The sequence below is a fragment of the Staphylococcus sp. HMSC62A08 genome, from assembly GCF_001839105.1.
Taxonomy (GTDB): Bacteria; Bacillota; Bacilli; order Staphylococcales; family Staphylococcaceae; genus Staphylococcus; species Staphylococcus caprae.
Genome location: NZ_KV840039.1, coordinates 581658 through 599463 on the forward strand (window position 1 = coordinate 581658; position 17806 = coordinate 599463).

Sequence of the window (17806 nt, forward strand, 5' to 3'; positions counted from 1 at the left end):
TAAGTTATATGTTTTGAGTAGCGTAAGCTTCACTTAATTTTTCCGCTTCTTCCTTCGTTGTAAAAACGTAATGATTTGGTCTAATTTCATTCAAATGTCGATAATCGTTAAGAGAAGCATCTTCTTCATAAGACACACGTTGACGTGTTCTTTCACTCTCAGGGTCAGGTTGTGGAATAGCACTTAATAGAGATTTCGTATAGTCATGTAAAGGGTGATTATAAATTTCATCTGCAGGACCAAGCTCTACTATTTTTCCAAAATGCATCACTGCAATTCTATCGGAAATATATTTAACCATAGATAAATCATGCGCGATAAATAAAAATGTTATCCCACGCTCTCGTTGCAGACGAAGCAATAAATTGACTACTTGAGCTTGAATTGATACGTCTAAAGCGGAAATCGGTTCATCAGCGATAATAAACTCTGGTTCCACAGCCAATGCGCGTGCAATACCAATACGTTGTCTTTGACCTCCTGAAAATTCATGAGGATAACGATTTGCATGTTCTTTACCTAAACCAACCGTTTCTAACAAGTCATATACACGTTTCTTTCGATCCCGCTTACTACTAGCAAGTTTATGGATATCAATACCTTCTCCTACAATATCCATCACTTTAAGACGTGGATTGAGCGATGCATACGGATCTTGGAATATCATCTGTATTTTCTTATTAAACTTCAATAAATCTTTACGCTTTCGAATTTTTTGAATATCAATACCTTCATACTCTATTGCTCCACTTGTAATGTCGTTTAATTTAATGATTGCTTTACCAGTAGTTGATTTTCCGCAACCAGACTCTCCAACTAAACCTAAAGTTTCCCCTTTATAGATATTGAAACTTATATTATCAATCGCTCTGACTTCATTTTTCTTACCTTGATTAAAATATTGTTTTAAATTTTTTATTTCTAATAGAACCTTTTCGCTATTTTCCATTAAACGACACCCTCTCTACTTTTTGTGGTTGCTCGTAGTTATTAGGCATATGTCTTAATCGTCGTTGAACCATTTCAGGTGGTGTCACTTGAGGCGCACGTTCGTCTAATAACCAAGATTTGACAAAGTGTGTTGGTGAAATCCTGAACCATGGTGGCTCTTCTTTAAAATCAATATCCAAAGCGTATCGACTACGACGTGCAAAGGCATCACCTTTAGGAGGATGAAGTAAATCAGGTGGTGTCCCTGGAATTGCAATTAAGTCAGTATCATTACTTGTAGTTAAATCAGGCATTGAAGAAAGCAATCCCCACGTATAAGGATGTTTAGGATCATAAAAAATTTCATTTACATCTCCTGTCTCAATCATCTGTCCCCCATACATCACTGCCACTTTATCTGCAATATTTGCTACAACGCCTAAATCGTGTGTAATAAAAATAATGGATGTCTCGATTTTATCTTGAAGCTTTTTCATCAAATCGAGTATTTGAGCTTGCATCGTCACATCTAAAGCCGTTGTTGGCTCATCTGCAATAAGTACTTTGGGTTCACATGCTAATGCTGTTGCGATAACAATTCTTTGACGCTGACCGCCAGAGAATTGATGTGGGTATGCTTTAAATCGCTTTTCCGCATGTGGTAAACCTACCAAGTTTAAAATTTCTAGCGCACGTTGCTTCGCTTGTGATTTACTATAATTTCTATGCTTAATTAAGGGTTCCATGACTTGTTTACCAATTTGCATCGTTGGATTTAATGATGTCATAGGGTCTTGGAAAATCATTGAAATATCTCTACCTCTTAATTGAATTAATTCTTTTTCAGATTTTTGTGCCAAATCTTCACCTAAAAATAAAATTTCTCCTTTTTTAATTCTTCCGGCATCCCCTTGGAAAAGTTTCGTAATAGCTTTTGTTGTTACTGATTTTCCTGAACCAGACTCACCTACAATAGCTAACGTTTCCCCTTTGTTTAAATAAAAATCTACACCTCTAACAGCTTGCACTTCCCCTACAGTAATATCAAAGGACACATGCAAGTCATTGACTTCTAAAATTCTCTCTGTCATAACTTTTGCCTCCTTTACTTACGCATCTTAGGGTCAAATGCATCACGTAACCCGTCGCTAAATAGATAGAAAAATAAAATTAACAAACTTAGAATGATTGCTGGTATAAATAATTCGTGTGGATGAATAAGTAACATTGCACGTCCATCATTTACAAGTGAACCTAACGACGTTTGTGGCGCCGGTACTCCTATACCTATAAAGCTTAGAAATGCTTCAAAGAATATCGCGCTAGGCACAGTAAACATAGAAGTAACAACGATCGCACCTAAAGTATTTGGCAAAATATGTTTAAATATTAATTTCCATTTGGAAGCACCTAGTGTTCGAGAAGTCATTACAAACTCTTGGTTTTTTAATTTTAAAAATTCACCACGTACAACTCTGCTCATTCCTAGCCAACCAGTAATGGACATCGCTAATATGATTGTCCAAATTGAAGGTTCAAAGATTAATACAAATAAGATAACGACAATTAGATTTGGAATAGAGGCAATAATTTCAAGAATTCTTTGCATTACATCGTCCACTCTACCCCCAAAAAATCCTGAAATTGCACCATACACAACTCCAATAAAAATATCTAAAAGTGCAGCAACGATACCGATATATAATGAAATCTGTGCCCCTTTCCAAGTTCGTGTCCATAAATCACGTCCAAGTTGGTCGGTACCAAACCAATAATTTTCTTTAGCACCTGCTTCTTTATAAGCATCTTTTCCATCTGCACCTTCCCCATTAAATGGTAAAAATGGAACTTTATCTAATACAGGAACCTTTGCCGGTAAATTACGGTATTCTACGTGTTGTTCAGCGTAGTCATGTTTATTCATCAATGGTCCGACAAACGCCAAAATGATAATAATTAGTAAACCAATCATTCCAACTACAGCTAATTTATTTCTTCTAAGTTGACTCCATGCATCTTGCCAAAAGTTTTTACTTTCACGCTGCATTTCAGGTTCTTGATTTAAATCTAACTCTCGGATAACAAAATCTGAATTAGATATTCCCTCTGAAGTATGTGTCATTGCCGCGTTAGATACATCATCGTTTAATTTAATAGGTCTTTTCATATCACTCATTATTTCTTACCTCCTTGTACACGAATTCTTGGATCAATGATGCCGTAAAGAATATCTACAATGAAGATAGACACAATAAATAAAGTGCTGAAAAGTATTGTTGTAGCCATAATGACTGAGAAATCATTTGTTGTAATCGATCTGACGAACTGGTCCCCTAATCCTGGTACGCCAAATATATTCTCAATCGTCAATGTACCTGTTAAAATACTGGCTAACATTGGAACGATAATTGTAATGATAGGTATGAGCGCATTTCTTAAGGCGTGCCCAAATAAGACCCTTAACGTAGAATTACCTTTAGCTCGCGCCAAAAGAATATAATCTGAACTTAGTACTTCAATCATTTCTGCCCTTATGTATCTTGCTACAGTTGCTAATACAGTTGCAGATAACGCAAGTGAAGGTAGAACTGCAGTTGAAAAGCCTTCCCACCCCGCAACTGGAAACCATCTTAATTTAACTGCAAATACATACTGTAGTAGTACAGCTAAAACAAATGAAGGAACTGAAACTGCAATAACGGAGATAACAGTAGTTGTATAATCCACCCATGTATTCTGCTTTGTGGCAGCAGCAACTCCTAATATAAGCCCAACAATTACCCCGATAATCATTGCTGTAATACCCATTTCCATAGATGGTATCAGTCTTGGCTTCACTAAGTCCCAAACTGGCATATTATGATATTGGAATGAATTCCCAAAATCTCCTGTGACCACATTTTTGATGTAATGAAAATATTGAACAGCAACTGGATCGTTCAAACCATATTTTTCATTAAGTATCTCTTTTTGTTGTGGATTCAGCTTTGCATCATTAAATGGTGAACCTGGCATCAATTTCATTAAGAAAAATGTAATCGTAATAATGATAAATAATGATACAAACATATAACCTAATCTCTTAAGAATATACCTCGTCATTTAATCTCCCCCTATAATATTAAATTTTCAAAATTAACATTCCCTTCGCAATTTTCAGAAATATTTATACATATTATATATACAGTTTTCATACAATTGCAATATAGTTTTACTTTAAAGTAATATAGTAAATAATAAATTGACAATGTAATTTGTATTGTAGCAATAAACTCCATTACAATATTTTCGTAATCATAGTAATGAGGTAAAATATGTATAATATTGTTAACGGAGGTGTACACCTATGCGTTTTAAATCTATACTAATTGGCACTGGACTGACGCCCTTCTTATCATTTATCATTTGGCTATTGACTGCACATGAATTACTGAATTTCATTAATATAATATTTTATGTATCTTTAACTATTTTTATCATTGTTTTTGCTTTACTCATCGTTCAAGAAGGTATTTTCGATGCAACCAGTTATGGTTTTCGTCGTTTAAAATATCAACTTTCTTCATCTAAGAAAAAACAAACCATAGAAGATGATGAATTTTTTAACCCTAAACATATTAAAAAGGACCACTACATGATTTCATCATGGGTGATCCCTATATTACTCATTAATCTCTTATATTTCGTTTTAGCTATTGTTATTTCATTTTCAATATAAAAAATCTTCAAGTGCGTCATCTATAAACCCACTTGAAGATTTTTATTTATATTCAATTAGTCTTCAAATTTCTTAAATACTAACACTGCGTTGTGTCCGCCAAAGCCTAAGCTATTACTCATCGCATAAGTAATTTCTAAATCTTCAGCTTTATTAGGAACGAAATCTAAATTACATTCTTCATCTGGTGTCACAGCATGAATTGTAGGTGCTACTTTAGAGTCTCTGATAGATAAGGCTGAGAAGATAGCCTCAATTCCACCTGTTGCACCTAGTAAGTGACCAGTCATTGATTTAGTTGAACTTACTTTTAATGTTTTAGCAGCGTCTCCAAATGTATTTTGGATTGCTTTAACTTCATATAAGTCACCTACTGGCGTACTTGTGCCGTGTGCATTTAAGTATTGAACATCTTTCGCTTCGATTCCTGCATCATCTAAAGCAGCTTGCATTGCTCTTGAACCGCCTTCACCTTCTGGCGCTGGTGCAGTAATATGATAAGCATCTCCAGTTGAACCATAACCTACTATTTCCGCATAAATTTCTGCACCACGTGCTTTAGCTGATTCTAATGATTCAAGGACAACGATTCCTGCACCTTCACCCATAACAAAGCCATCACGACCTTCTTGGAATGGACGACATGCGGTTTCTTTATCATCATTTGTAGATAAAGCACGACTTGCACTAAATCCAGCAATTGCCATGTCTGTAATTGGCGCTTCTGTACCACCAGTTATCATCGCATCAGCGTCACCACGCTGGATGACTTTAAATGCTTCACCGATTGAGTTCGTACCTGTCGCACATGCTGTAACAGTTGAACCGTTAGGCCCTTTAGCACCTAAATCAATAGATACTTGGCCAGTAGCCATATCAGGAATTAACATTGGTACGAAAAATGGACTCACACGACGAGGTCCTCTTTCGACAAGTGTAGTATGTGCCGTTTCAAATGTTTCCATACCACCAATACCTGAGCCAATCCATACACCAATACGATCAGCTGTATCATCATTGATATCTAATTTCGCATCTTGTACCGCTTCTCTTGCTGCAACAACTGCATATTGTGTGAAACGGTCCATACGACGCGCTTCTTTCTTATCTATATGATCTTCAATGTTAAAGTCTTTTAATTCACCTGCTAAATGCACGTTATAATTATCAGTATTAATACGTGTAATTCTATCAATACCATTAACTCCATTTAAAGCATTTTCCCATGTTGTTTTAGCATCGTTACCGATAGGAGATAAGGCTCCGATACCCGTTATAACAACTCTGTTTTTTTCATTCATACGTTATCCTCCTATTTTCCCCATTTGATAACGATTGCGCCCCAAGTTAAGCCACCGCCGAAGCCAACTAAGACTAAATTATCGTCATCTTTAATTTTTCCGTTTTGCAATTCTTGGTTAATACTTAATGGTATAGAAGCTGCTGAAGTATTACCATATTTATTAACAGAAACACTCATCTTTTCTTTTTCTATACCCAATCTTTCTCTTGCAGATTCCATAATTCGAATATTTGCTTGGTGAGGTATAAATAAATCGATATCATCTGAAGTTAAACCAGCTTTGTCAACAACACGTGTTGAGGCATCGCCCATTATTCTTACAGCAAATTTAAATACTTCTCTACCATTCATTTTTAATTTACCAGTTTCTTTATCTAAATATAAGTATTTTCCACCGCTACCATCAGAACCCATTTCATAACTGATGATACCTCGACCTTCAGAAACCTCTCCCATCACGACTGCACCGGCACCATCACCGAATAACACAGCTGTTGAGCGGTCTGTAAGGTCTGTAATTTTAGATAATTTGTCAGCACCAACAACCAAAATATTTTTATAATCACCAGATTGGATATATTGTTTAGCTGTAATCATTGAATACATAAATCCAGAACATGCAGCGAGTTGATCCATTGTGGCTATCTTTCCAGTTCCTAATCTCTCTTGTAAAATATTAGCCACACTTGGGAATGGCATATCGCCTGTAGCTGTAGCTACGATAATCATATCGATATCTTCAGGTTGAATTCCTGCATCTTCAATTGCTTTAATACTTGCGTTATATGCTAAGTCAGATGTGTCTTGATCTTCATCTGCCCAATGTCTTTCTTTAATACCAGTCATTTTAGAAATCCATTCATCGGATGTTTCTAAAAATTGCTCAAAATAGGCATTGTCTACAATGTTTTCCGGAGCGTATGCGCCGAAACCTTTAATACCCACGTTCATGGTCGTACACCTTCTTAAATAAATTTTTAATACCAGGTATTAATTTAACACATACTTGTTTTTAAACTCAAGTAGATTCACTTTTCCTCGTTGGTTAAAGGGCTATATTTATACACTTAATAAAGTATCCGCTTCAATATTATTTCAATTTTAATTTTTAAAATGCCTATGCAACACTCAATCATTTTAAAAACATCAGTCACAACAAAATTGGTACAATGTATGTGTTAAGCATTGATTTACACTATACAAATTTAAATATTTCACTTAAAATAGAGATATCGATTATAAAAGTGGAGGTCAAATCAAATGAAATACCTCATGACATTTATATGGGCAGTATTATTGCTAGAAATGGTAAACTTTGTATTAAACAGTTTAAACAGTGGTCCAGCATTAAATGCAATTAACCCTATTATCATGGCTGTTGTATTTACAATTTTTGTAGCAATTTTTGGTGCCATCATGAAACCAAGTAAAGGTTCAGATCAATACGAATCATAACATCATGAATAAAAGACGAGATACGTTGACATCAGTGTCAAACGTACCTCGTCTTTTTTACTCTATTTTATTTTTAACAAATACAGCTTATTAAATCATTCATAAAGTCATTAATGTTGGTGCTTCATTAAACTTTTCTTCCTACTAAATTAATTCTTGCTTTATCTAATAATTTAGAATCTACTTGATGCAATAATTCATTTAAATAGAAAGCATTTTTTAAGTTAAGCTTGTCACTTAAAGCATAAACTACAAGTTCATAGTAATGATCTTTATCTGGAGGCGTAGGTCCTACATAATGATTTTCAATCTCTGAAAAATCTTCATCCAATAAACCTGTTGCAAAGCTGTTCTTACCTTGTACAAAGTCACCTTTAATTCTAGAAAAGTCTTCAACAATATCGATTGTATCGCTATTGACGCTCACGTTAGCCACGACCCAGTGAATCCATGGGAAACCACATACTGGAACGGCATCATAATCAATTAAAGTCCAAGCAATATATTGCGTACCTGGTGGCAAGTCTACTACATTAAATGGAAATGATTTAATAGGATTATTGTTAATTAAGTCAACCGGTTGTGCACCTGCAGCATAGTCATAAGGTATAATGTTGTTGTTAAAATTAGTGTTGATTTTCATGTTGTCTTCTCCTTTAATTTAATGAGTGATATATAAATACATGCGTGTATTATTACAAAATAAAAGTGTAAATATATACTACTACAAAACCCCTGGCGTTTAAATTAATATCCTTTAATAAAAAATAAATCCAAGAAAGTGACTTGCACACACTTTCTTGGATCTTTGTTTGATTCATTCTATTTCATTAAATATTTTCTGCTTTTTCAACGTCAAATTGTAATTCATTGTCAGAATTTAAATCTACTTTAATTGTTGTACCTTCAGGTAGACTTTCTTTAATCATCATGCGGGCAAGTGGTGTTTCGATTTGTCTTTGAACAAAACGTTTTAATGGTCTGGCACCGAATTGTGGTTCATAAGCCTCTTCACCTAGCCATTTTTTAGCTTTATCAGATACTTCAATTGAGATTCGTTGCTCTAATAATCTAATGTTTAATTGAGTTAAGATTTTATCGACAATCATACTCATATCACTAACTGATAATGGTTTAAATAATACAATATCATCCATACGGTTTAAGATTTCAGGTTTGAAATAAGCATGTAAGCTATCCATTACCGCTTTCTCAGTACTTTCGCTAATTTCTCCAGCGTCTTTAACGTTTTCAAGTAACACTTGTGATCCAATATTACTTGTCATGATGATGATTGTATTTTTGAAATCAACACTGAGTCCTTTAGAGTCAGTAAGTCGACCTTCATCTAATATTTGAAGTAGCACATTAAAGACATCGCTGTGCGCTTTTTCTACTTCATCTAATAAAATAACTGAATAAGGATTTCGTCTAACTGCTTCAGTTAATTGTCCGCCTTCATCATGACCAACATAGCCTGGAGGAGCACCAATTAAACGAGAGACTGCATGTTTCTCCATGTATTCACTCATATCAATTCGAATCATGTGTTTTTCAGAATCAAATAGTGAAGCAGCAAGTGATTTAGCTAATTCAGTTTTACCTACACCTGTTGGTCCTAAGAATAAGAAGCTACCAATAGGTCTATTTGGATCTTTGATACCTGCACGTGCTCTAACTACTGCATCAGAAACCAAGTCTACTGCTTTGTCTTGGCCAACGACACGTTTATGAAGAATATCGCCAAGGTGCAATAATTTCTCTCTTTCAGTTTCTACAAGTTTAGAGACTGGAATACCTGTCCATTGACTTACAATATCGCCAATTTCTTCATCAGATACAACCTCACGAATCATTCTGTCGCTGTCTTCACCTGTTTCATCTTGGAAGACATCTTCTAACTCTCTTAATTCTTTCTCTAATTGTGGAATTTTACCGTATTGTAATTCAGCAGCTTTCTCAAGGTTGTTATTTGTTTGTGCATCTTCGAGGGCTTTTCTACTTTCATCTAATTCAGCTCGTTTTTGTTGTAATTTACCTATTTTTTCTTGTTCTACACGAGATTGTAATGATGCTTGTTTTTCTTTTTCATTAGAAAGCTCTTCCTGTAGTTCTTGTAGTCGTTGTTTACTTGCATTATCAGATTCATTTTTCAATGCGCTTTCTTCAATTTCCAATTGCATTACACGACGATTAACTTGGTCTAATTCAGTTGGATTAGAGCCCATTTCAGTACGAATTGTCGCACAAGCTTGGTCTACTAAATCAATCGCTTTATCAGGTAAGAATCGATCAGTAATATAACGATCTGATAATTCAGCCGCAGCGACTAGCGCACGGTCTTGGATACGAACACCATGATACACTTCATAACGTTCTTTTAAACCACGTAAGATTGAAATTGTATCTTCAACATCTGGTTCGCTGACACCTACTTTTTGGAAACGACGCTCTAAGGCAGAATCTTTTTCAATATATTCTCTATATTCGTTTAATGTTGTTGCACCAATACAATGCAATTCACCACGTGCTAACATTGGTTTCAACATGTTTCCTGCATCCATTGCGCCCTCAGTTTTACCAGCGCCGACTAACATGTGAATTTCATCTATAAATAGAATAATACGACCTTCTGATTCTTTCACTTCTTTAAGTACTGCTTTGAGACGTTCTTCAAATTCACCTCTATATTTCGCACCAGCGACTAAGGCACTTAAATCGAGTTCGAAAATCGTTTTATCTAGTAATGATTCAGGCACGTCTTTTTTAACGATACGTTGTGCTAAACCTTCTACGATGGCAGTTTTACCTACACCTGGTTCTCCGATTAATACAGGATTGTTTTTAGTTTTTCGACTTAAAATTCGAATTGTATTACGAATTTCTTCGTCTCTACCAATCACAGGATCCATTTTACCTTGTCGAACTTCTTCTACTAAGTCACGCCCATATTTTTCTAAAGCTTCGTAGTTTACTTCTGGATTTTGAGTTGTCACATGATTTCCCCCTCTTACTTTTGTGATAATTTCTTTGATAACTTCTGCTTTATTACCAATAAATTGTTGCGTTGTTTGGTCAATGTCCATAGCAGCGCGTAATATATGTTCCATAGAAATGAATTCGTCTTCATATTCTTTCATATATGTTTCTGCTTTATTTAATAATTCATTGGCTTTCGGACTAATATATTGTCCGTATTGTACATTATCTCCTTGTACTGATGGATAATTTTTTAATTTATTTTCATAAGCTTTCGTTAATTGTTCGACATCAATATTTGCTCTTTCTAATACACTTTTGAATAAGCTTTCACTTTCTTCTAATGTTGCTTTTAGAAGTGCTTCATTTTCAATATTTTGTAATTCATATTCTTTACTGATTTCGACTGCTTTTTGTAAAGCGCCTTGAACAGCGTATGTCATTTGATTAATATCCAATTTTTTCACCTCTATTTATTTAGAGTAAATAGGTCTAAGGCAAATGTTTTTTGACTTTGACTTTCTTTGACCTTAATTATATTATAGACCCTCTTTCATCAATATTCAACAATTTACACTTATTTTTTGACCTTTTTTCTCTATTAATTTTTGAAAATAAATTCTACAATATCTAATCTCTTTATACCTTTAATTACATAAAAAGAAACTAGCCCAACGTTAGCTGATTAACGTCAAACTAGTTTCTCATTAAACCTATTTCTTTTTCATATTTTTCAATATTTCATCTGTTAGAGCTTCGACACCGCTATTTTCAAGATGTATACCATCTGGAGCAAAGTACTCTGTATGCCCTTCTGAACGTTTGTACCAATCAACAAGTTTTACATTCTTATGACTTTTAGCAGCATTTGCCATTAACTGATTCACATGGCCTTCATATGATCTTGGCACTCTCGTATTAACAAGGTAGACTTGAGCTTTTCCAAATTTATCAATTAGATCATCTAATTGCTCTTTTGAGAAATCCCCATTAGTACCTAATTCTAAAACAACTTGGTCAGAAGATTTACTATAATTCTTATAATTGCTATCTACTAATGGAAGTGCTTGATACAAGTTTCGCCCCACTTTACCATCAATATTTGCCTTCGGAACTCTAGATTTAAACTGTTCACCAATATCGACCATGACCGAGTCCCCGATTAGTAATGGTTTAATATCAGAATACACTTCATCCTCATTCTTACCTTCTTTTGTTTTTCCATCATTCGTAAGCGTAATGTCATCAATAGGCAACATATGGATGAGATATTTGTCATTTTCATTTGTATTAAATGATTGTGCTTTATCAGAAATTTTATCTTTACCTAATTTATCAAATGCACCTGCAAGTATCAGAATAAGTGGTAATGCTAATATAATTGTTACCACAGTTCTTATAAATTGAGGTTTAAATCTCTTCTTAATAGCAAACGCTTTGAGCCCTTGCTTTCTGAAAGGTGTCTCTACGTATCGATAAGATAATTCGGCAAACATAACAGTTAATATGATATCTAAGAAATAGACATAAACTGGAATTTGCCCGTCTATATAATGACTATGAATAAAACTAATTATAGGAAAATGCCACAAGTACAGACTATATGACCGTTTACCAATATAGACAAACAATGGATTACCTAAGGCTTTAGATACCAATGTAGCAGGATGAACGACACTCGCTATGATAAGTAAAGACATAGCCGAGATGAGATAAAACCCGCCATTGTAAATCCAGTCACTCTCATCTTTAACTGTAAAGAATAAAACAACTAAAAATAACAAACCGACTATTCCGGCAGTATCAATAGTTGCTTTTAGTGCCCTAGGTGGATTTGCCTTAAGTTTAAATGGTGGCCACATAAATGCAAGAAGTACACCTAACAGTAATGTTTGTAGTCTTGTATCAGTGCCAAAATATACACGTGAATGATTCATATGTGGTTGAGAAATTACAACCATTAATAAAAGTGAAATTAAAGAAATAATCCAAAATACAAGCGCTACATTTTTATACTTCTTCATTGTCATCAATAATAAAATTAATATTGCTGGGAAGAACAGATAAAATTGTTCTTCAATAGCTAAAGACCATAGATGTTTTAATGGCATAAATGAAAATTGTTCAAAGTAATTAACATCTTTAGCTATATACCACCAGTTAGATACATAAAAAATTGCGGCAATAATGTCATGCTTGACTCTAACGATATTATCAGGTTCAAGAACTAGTGTTGCAAAACCAACCACAATCAATAAGGCTAACACCGCAGGTAAAAGTCTTTTTATACGTCTAATCCAGAAACTTTTAAGGTTAATAATTCCTGTTTCTTCATATTCTTTTAATAATAGACTTGTTATCAAAAAACCTGAGATAACAAAGAAGGTATCTACTCCTAAGAAACCGCCAGTGAGCCATTTCTTATTTAAGTGATAGATAATAATTCCAAGAACCGCAATTGCGCGCAAACCATCAAGTCCAGGCATATAACGCATTTTTTTACCGCGTTGATGACCTTTCTTTAATTCTTTTTCCATTTTTTATAGTCATTCCCTATTAATAATAAATTTCTAAAAATAAATAAATTGAGATTCTAACAATGATTCATTGAAGTGACAAACTTCTCAATCACACTCTTCGAATAAAACATTTTATTCAATTTTTCCCGTAAATTGACTAATTACCTTATGTTCCATTCTTGGTGTCTCATTATCAACTTATGTCGAATTCTTCACAATATTATTAATTATACTATTAATAAAGTATAAAGTTATTTATTTTAATGTGAGAATTAATTTTCCCCGAAAAGTAGTAAGTGTTAAACATTGTAATATATTTGTAACATTAATTCAATTTAAATAGCAGTTTGATTTTATTAAAAATTTCTTAACTCCATTTCAGGTTAAATAATCACTTCATAAATATTTTTTATCATTTTCCACACAAAAAAGAATAGCTACTATCATTTTCACAAAGAAAATGTGTAACTATTCCTTAAAAACACAAATTTATCCAACACCTAGAGCGATCTTCGCATAACGAGACATCATATCTTTATTCCATGGTGGGTTCCAAACAATATTAACTTCTGTATCAGAAATCTCAGGAATTTCTGCTAAAACACCTTTAATTTGTTCTATAATTTGTGGTCCTAAAGGACATCCCATAGAAGTCAATGTCATTTCAACTGTGCATAGACCTTCGTCGTCTACATCAACTTTATATACTAAACCTAAATTGACAATATCAATGCCCAATTCAGGGTCAATAACCATTTCAAGAGCTCCTAGGATGCTATCTTTTAAAGCTTCCTCCATGAGTATCACCTCTCTAAATTATCTTTATACTAATATATCAAATATCCGACAAAACGCCAATAAAATGCTATGATACTGATACATGATAATACGAAACACAAGGAGTCATTTATGCAACCATATTTAATTTGTCTAGACTTAGATGGAACATTATTAAACGACAACAAAGAAATCTCATCTTATACAAAACAAGTTTTAACTGAATTACAACAACGCGGCCATTACATTATGATTGCTACTGGTCGACCTTATAGAGCAAGTCAAATCTACTATCATGAATTAAACATGAACACACCCGTTGTTAATTTTAACGGCGCTTATGTACATTATCCAAAAGCTCAAGATTTTGAAACAATTCATGAAGTTTTAGATGTTGAAATATCTAAGAATATCATTACTGCTCTTCAACAATCACATGTAACTAACATCATTGCTGAAGTAAAAGATTATGTCTTTATTAATAATCATGATCCCCGTCTATTTGAAGGCTTTTCAATGGGGAATCCTAAAATACAAACAGGTAATTTATTAGAGCAATTGAATGAATCTCCAACTTCTTTACTCGTTGAAGCAGATGAAGATAATATTCCAGAAATTAAAGATATGCTCACTCATTTTTATGCTGAAAATATTGAACATCGTCGTTGGGGCGCACCATTTCCAGTAATAGAAATCGTTAAACGTGGTATTAATAAAGCACGAGGCATTGAATATGCAAAACAATATCTCAATATCGCAGACGATCGAATTATTGCATTTGGCGACGAAGATAATGATATAGAAATGATTAAATATGCTACATACGGTATTGCCATGGACAATGGATTGCAAGACTTAAAAGATGTAGCAAATCATACAACATACAGTAATAATAACGATGGCATTGGTCGCTACTTAAATGATTTCTTTGATTTAAATCTACGTTATTACTAATATATACAAATCGTAAATGGGAAGACGTTCATAGAAGTTTCCTTCCTATAAACAAATAAAGGAGTTTACATCGTGAATAAAATTGTTATCGTCGGTGCGGTTGCAGGTGGCGCTACTTGCGCAAGTCAAATTCGCCGTTTAGATAAAGAAAGCGAGATAGTTATTTTTGAAAAGGACAGAGACATGAGCTTTGCAAATTGTGCTTTACCTTATTATATCGGCGAAATCGTTAACGAACGAGATAACGTATTGGCTTATACACCTGAAACTTTTTATCAGAAAAAGCAAATTAAAGTCAAAACATATCATGAAGTTATAGAAATTAATGATGATAAACAAACTGTGACTGTATGCAATCGACAATCTGGAGAAATATTTGAAGAAGCATATGACACACTTATATTAAGCCCTGGTGCTGGCGCTAATTCTTTAGGGTTTGAAAGTGATATTGCATTCACTCTAAGAAACTTCGAAGATACTGAAGCGATTGATCAATTTATAAGTGAAACGGATGCAAAGCATGCACTCGTCGTAGGTGCAGGTTACATTTCTTTAGAAGTATTAGAAAATTTACATGAACGTGGCTTGAACGTGACTTTAATCCATCGCTCAAATCATATTAATAAATTAATGGATCAAGATATGAACCAACCTATTATTGATGAATTAGAAAAAAGAAATATCTCTTATAGATTCAATGAAGAAATTAGTAAAATTGATCAACATCAAGTCACTTTCACCTCTGGTAAAGTTGAAAATTACGACCTCATCATTGAAGGTGTTGGAACACATCCAAACTCTAAGTTTATTCAATCTTCAAATGTTCAATTAGATGAACATGGTTTTGTACCAGTGAACGACAAATTTCAAACTAATATTCCTAATATTTATGCCTTAGGAGATGTCATTACATCGTTTTATCGTCACGTTGATTTGCAAGCACAAGTTCCGCTTGCATGGGGCGCACACCGTGGTGCAAGTATTATTGCCGAACAATTAGCTGGAGATGCTTCTATTTCATTTAAAGGCTATCTAGGTTCAAATATTGTTAAATTCTTTGATTATACACTTGCGAGTGTTGGCGTAAAACCTAATGAACTTGACTATTTCAATTATGAAATGGTCGAAGTGAAACAAGGCGCGCATGCAGGTTATTACCCAGGAAATACTCCCCTTCATTTAAGAGTCTACTTTGAAAAGGATTCTCGTAAACTTTTACGTGCTGCGGCAGTCGGTCAAGAAGGCGTAGACAAAAGAATAGATATTATGTCAATGGCAATGATGAATCAAATGACTGTTGATGAATTAACAGAATTTGAAGTCGCTTATGCCCCTCCTTACAGTCATCCAAAAGATTTAATCAATATGATAGGTTACAAAGCAAGATAAAATTAAAAAGCTGCGTATGTACCGTTGTGGTAACGTACGCAGCTTATTATTTATATTCAATTCTATCCTAAACCAAGCATTTTAGTTATAGGACCCCATGGTAAAATAATACCAATGACCATAGTTATAACAATTAATGCGATTGTAATCCAAAAGAATTTATGCCCTTCTTCTTTTTTCTTTCTTTTCGCAATAGATACTTCCATAAAAGCGATCACCGCTAAACCACATAACATTTTGAATGTTAATAACATGTGGTTACCGCCGCCACCGTGTGCAGCAGCAACAAACTCTTTTATTAATTCCCAGAAACCGGAAATCAATGTGAGTAGCATGAATAAACGCAATGCCATATGTAATGGTTTAAAGTAAGGTGTTGCACCTTGAACTTTTGAAAAGTTTAAATAAGTCGCGATAAACAAAATAATTGCTAAAACCCAACTTAAAATATGGACATGTAACATATGTGTCCCCCCATATATATTTTTCTCAACTATCATAACATATTTAGGAAATGTTAATGATAGCATCACTCTTATTTTTATTTCACAACTTCATTAAAATAATCATCATTTTAAATTTATGATATTATTCCAAGAAAAAGCGCACCCTAAAAAGTTCAATTTTACTCCAACTTTTAGGATGCACTTTAAATAATAAAGTAGTTTCTAAAAAATTCATGTCTAAAACTCATTAGAGTACAGAGACATAAATGAAAAGCATTTATTATTTATCTTCAGAAATATAAGTTGTTAACGTACCAATATTATCAATCGTAACTTTAACTTCATCGCCAGGTTGTAAGAATTGTGGTGGTTCCATACCTGCACCCACGCCTGCAGGTGTACCAGTAGCAATAATATCGCCTGGATGTAATGCAACATATTTAGAAATTTCTTCGATTAATTCATCAATTTTAAGAATCATTTCTCCCGTACTACCATCTTGACGAATTTCGTTGTTGACTTTAGTAACGATGTTTACATTCTCAGGAGTAGGAAGTTCATCTTTTGTTACGATATATGGCCCCATTGGACAAGCACCAGTTAAACTTTTAGATAAGAAAGCTTGGTCGTGAGCATTTTGTGCTGTACGGTCAGTAATATCATTAATAATTGTATAACCGTAAATATAATCTAAGGCTAAAGCTTTAGGAATCTTCTCACCTGATTTACCGATGACGATACCTAATTCGCCTTCATAATCTAATTGGTCAGTAATGTCTTTGTGATTAGGAATTGTTGATTCATCACCTGTTAAAGATGATGCAGCTTTAGTGAATACATATAAACGTTCAACTTCATGATTTAACTCGCTTGCATGATCTTGGTAATTACGTCCAAACGCGATGACGTTATTAGGTGGAGTGACAGGTGGTAAAAACTCTACATCGTTAAATGAAATTTTAAATTCTTCTTCTCTTCCACTATCTTCAGCAGCCACTACTGCTTTACGCACTTGTTCTTGGAAATCTAGTGTTTGGTTTTGTTGTAAGCCTTGTAATAATGTTTTAGGATGGAAATCTTCTTCACCAAATTCTGCAAAGACCATTGGTAAATCCCAAACAGCATCTTCACGTTTTACTTTGACACCGTATGAAGTTCTGTCATTGTGTTTGAATGATAGAAATTTCATTCATAATCAACTCCTCATCTATATCTTATTACATATTATAACTATATCTGAGTTCAAATAACAAATATATAAGTAAGAAAATTAAGAAATTTCTTACAGAACATATTTCTCTTAGTTGTTAAAAAAGCCATGTTCTCGAATGCGATA

Annotated in this window: 16 protein-coding genes; 4 read left to right on the forward strand and 12 right to left on the reverse strand. The window is 33.9% G+C overall.

Going from position 1 to position 17806, the window contains the following annotated elements; all coding sequences use genetic code 11:
* Window positions 1-4 precede the first annotated feature (4 nt).
* The 4 genes from HMPREF3264_RS08675 to opp3b are packed head-to-tail and all read right to left on the reverse strand — an operon-like array spanning window position 5 to window position 4032.
* A complete protein-coding gene (locus tag HMPREF3264_RS08675; RefSeq protein ID WP_070873012.1) occupies window positions 5-949 on the reverse strand; it encodes an ABC transporter ATP-binding protein in 945 nt (314 codons plus the stop codon).
* Window positions 939-2021 (reverse strand): ABC transporter ATP-binding protein, encoded by a 1083-nt coding sequence (locus HMPREF3264_RS08680; protein ID WP_070873014.1) that lies wholly within the window; start codon window positions 2019-2021, stop codon window positions 939-941. The genes HMPREF3264_RS08675 and HMPREF3264_RS08680 overlap by 11 nt, the downstream gene beginning before the upstream one ends.
* A 14-nt stretch (window positions 2022-2035) precedes the next feature.
* Window positions 2036-3106, reverse strand: a complete 1071-nt coding sequence (gene opp3C / locus HMPREF3264_RS08685; protein WP_070873017.1) for an oligopeptide ABC transporter permease — start codon at window positions 3104-3106, stop codon at window positions 2036-2038.
* Window positions 3106-4032, reverse strand: a complete 927-nt coding sequence (opp3b, locus tag HMPREF3264_RS08690) for an oligopeptide ABC transporter permease (protein ID WP_070873019.1) — start codon at window positions 4030-4032, stop codon at window positions 3106-3108. Before opp3b ends, opp3C begins: the two co-directional genes overlap by 1 nt.
* A gap of 244 nt (window positions 4033-4276) precedes the next feature.
* Between opp3b and HMPREF3264_RS08695 the strand changes: the two genes are divergently transcribed.
* Window positions 4277-4648, forward strand: coding sequence for a DUF3899 domain-containing protein (locus HMPREF3264_RS08695; RefSeq protein WP_070873021.1), 372 nt, complete (start codon window positions 4277-4279; stop codon window positions 4646-4648).
* A 56-nt stretch (window positions 4649-4704) separates the two neighbouring features.
* On the opposite strand, the gene fabF is transcribed toward HMPREF3264_RS08695, so the two are convergent.
* Together fabF and HMPREF3264_RS08705 are read right to left on the reverse strand one after the other, a co-directional pair.
* On the reverse strand, window positions 4705-5949 hold the full coding sequence (fabF, locus tag HMPREF3264_RS08700; RefSeq protein ID WP_002441827.1) for a beta-ketoacyl-ACP synthase II: 1245 nt from the start codon (window positions 5947-5949) through the stop codon (window positions 4705-4707).
* An 11-nt stretch (window positions 5950-5960) separates the two neighbouring features.
* Window positions 5961-6902, reverse strand: a complete 942-nt coding sequence (locus HMPREF3264_RS08705; protein WP_070873024.1) for a beta-ketoacyl-ACP synthase III — start codon at window positions 6900-6902, stop codon at window positions 5961-5963.
* A gap of 309 nt (window positions 6903-7211) precedes the next feature.
* On the opposite strand from HMPREF3264_RS08705, the gene HMPREF3264_RS08710 reads away from it, so the two are divergent.
* Complete coding sequence (locus HMPREF3264_RS08710) at window positions 7212-7406, forward strand: YjzD family protein (protein ID WP_070873026.1); 195 nt, start codon at window positions 7212-7214, stop codon at window positions 7404-7406.
* Between the two features lie 127 nt (window positions 7407-7533).
* Here HMPREF3264_RS08710 and HMPREF3264_RS08715 read toward each other — a convergent pair whose 3' ends face one another.
* From HMPREF3264_RS08715 to HMPREF3264_RS08730, 4 genes are all read right to left on the reverse strand, one after another.
* A complete protein-coding gene (locus tag HMPREF3264_RS08715; protein WP_070873028.1) occupies window positions 7534-8049 on the reverse strand; it encodes a YbhB/YbcL family Raf kinase inhibitor-like protein in 516 nt (171 codons plus the stop codon).
* A 187-nt stretch (window positions 8050-8236) separates the two neighbouring features.
* Window positions 8237-10843 carry an ATP-dependent chaperone ClpB gene (gene clpB, locus HMPREF3264_RS08720; protein WP_070873030.1) on the reverse strand — a complete coding sequence of 869 codons (2607 nt, stop codon included), beginning with the start codon at window positions 10841-10843 and terminating at the stop codon, window positions 8237-8239.
* A 255-nt stretch (window positions 10844-11098) separates the two neighbouring features.
* Window positions 11099-12922: an acyltransferase family protein gene (locus HMPREF3264_RS08725; protein WP_002441817.1), complete on the reverse strand. Its 1824-nt coding sequence runs from the start codon at window positions 12920-12922 to the stop codon at window positions 11099-11101.
* A 471-nt stretch (window positions 12923-13393) separates the two neighbouring features.
* Window positions 13394-13702: a metal-sulfur cluster assembly factor gene (locus HMPREF3264_RS08730; protein ID WP_002433201.1), complete on the reverse strand. Its 309-nt coding sequence runs from the start codon at window positions 13700-13702 to the stop codon at window positions 13394-13396.
* Between the two features lie 111 nt (window positions 13703-13813).
* Here HMPREF3264_RS08730 and HMPREF3264_RS08735 point away from each other — a divergent pair, with 111 nt between their 5' ends.
* Both HMPREF3264_RS08735 and HMPREF3264_RS08740 read left to right on the forward strand, forming a co-directional pair.
* On the forward strand, window positions 13814-14635 hold the full coding sequence (locus HMPREF3264_RS08735; RefSeq protein ID WP_070873032.1) for a Cof-type HAD-IIB family hydrolase: 822 nt from the start codon (window positions 13814-13816) through the stop codon (window positions 14633-14635).
* Between the two features lie 72 nt (window positions 14636-14707).
* Complete coding sequence (locus HMPREF3264_RS08740; protein ID WP_070873034.1) at window positions 14708-16024, forward strand: CoA-disulfide reductase; 1317 nt, start codon at window positions 14708-14710, stop codon at window positions 16022-16024.
* A gap of 62 nt (window positions 16025-16086) precedes the next feature.
* On the opposite strand, the gene HMPREF3264_RS08745 is transcribed toward HMPREF3264_RS08740, so the two are convergent.
* Window positions 16087-16488, reverse strand: a complete 402-nt coding sequence (locus HMPREF3264_RS08745) for a YisL family protein (RefSeq protein WP_037541255.1) — start codon at window positions 16486-16488, stop codon at window positions 16087-16089.
* A 262-nt stretch (window positions 16489-16750) separates the two neighbouring features.
* Window positions 16751-17659 carry a fumarylacetoacetate hydrolase family protein gene (locus HMPREF3264_RS08750; RefSeq protein ID WP_002441813.1) on the reverse strand — a complete coding sequence of 303 codons (909 nt, stop codon included), beginning with the start codon at window positions 17657-17659 and terminating at the stop codon, window positions 16751-16753.
* Window positions 17660-17806: the final 147 nt, after the last annotated feature.

Coding starts and splice junctions, on each gene's coding strand:
- HMPREF3264_RS08680 (WP_070873014.1), bottom strand. CDS start 2,021: ATGACAGAGAGAATTTTAGAAGTCAATGACTTGCATGTGTCCTTTGAT.
- HMPREF3264_RS08730 (WP_002433201.1), bottom strand. CDS start 13,702: ATGGAGGAAGCTTTAAAAGATAGCATCCTAGGAGCTCTTGAAATGGTT.
- HMPREF3264_RS08675 (WP_070873012.1), bottom strand. CDS start 949: ATGGAAAATAGCGAAAAGGTTCTATTAGAAATAAAAAATTTAAAACAA.
- HMPREF3264_RS08705 (WP_070873024.1), bottom strand. CDS start 6,902: ATGAACGTGGGTATTAAAGGTTTCGGCGCATACGCTCCGGAAAACATT.
- HMPREF3264_RS08735 (WP_070873032.1), top strand. CDS start 13,814: ATGCAACCATATTTAATTTGTCTAGACTTAGATGGAACATTATTAAAC.
- HMPREF3264_RS08745 (WP_037541255.1), bottom strand. CDS start 16,488: ATGTTACATGTCCATATTTTAAGTTGGGTTTTAGCAATTATTTTGTTT.
- HMPREF3264_RS08715 (WP_070873028.1), bottom strand. CDS start 8,049: ATGAAAATCAACACTAATTTTAACAACAACATTATACCTTATGACTAT.
- HMPREF3264_RS08750 (WP_002441813.1), bottom strand. CDS start 17,659: ATGAAATTTCTATCATTCAAACACAATGACAGAACTTCATACGGTGTC.
- HMPREF3264_RS08725 (WP_002441817.1), bottom strand. CDS start 12,922: ATGGAAAAAGAATTAAAGAAAGGTCATCAACGCGGTAAAAAAATGCGT.
- fabF (WP_002441827.1), bottom strand. CDS start 5,949: ATGAATGAAAAAAACAGAGTTGTTATAACGGGTATCGGAGCCTTATCT.
- HMPREF3264_RS08695 (WP_070873021.1), top strand. CDS start 4,277: ATGCGTTTTAAATCTATACTAATTGGCACTGGACTGACGCCCTTCTTA.
- opp3C (WP_070873017.1), bottom strand. CDS start 3,106: ATGAGTGATATGAAAAGACCTATTAAATTAAACGATGATGTATCTAAC.
- HMPREF3264_RS08710 (WP_070873026.1), top strand. CDS start 7,212: ATGAAATACCTCATGACATTTATATGGGCAGTATTATTGCTAGAAATG.
- opp3b (WP_070873019.1), bottom strand. CDS start 4,032: ATGACGAGGTATATTCTTAAGAGATTAGGTTATATGTTTGTATCATTA.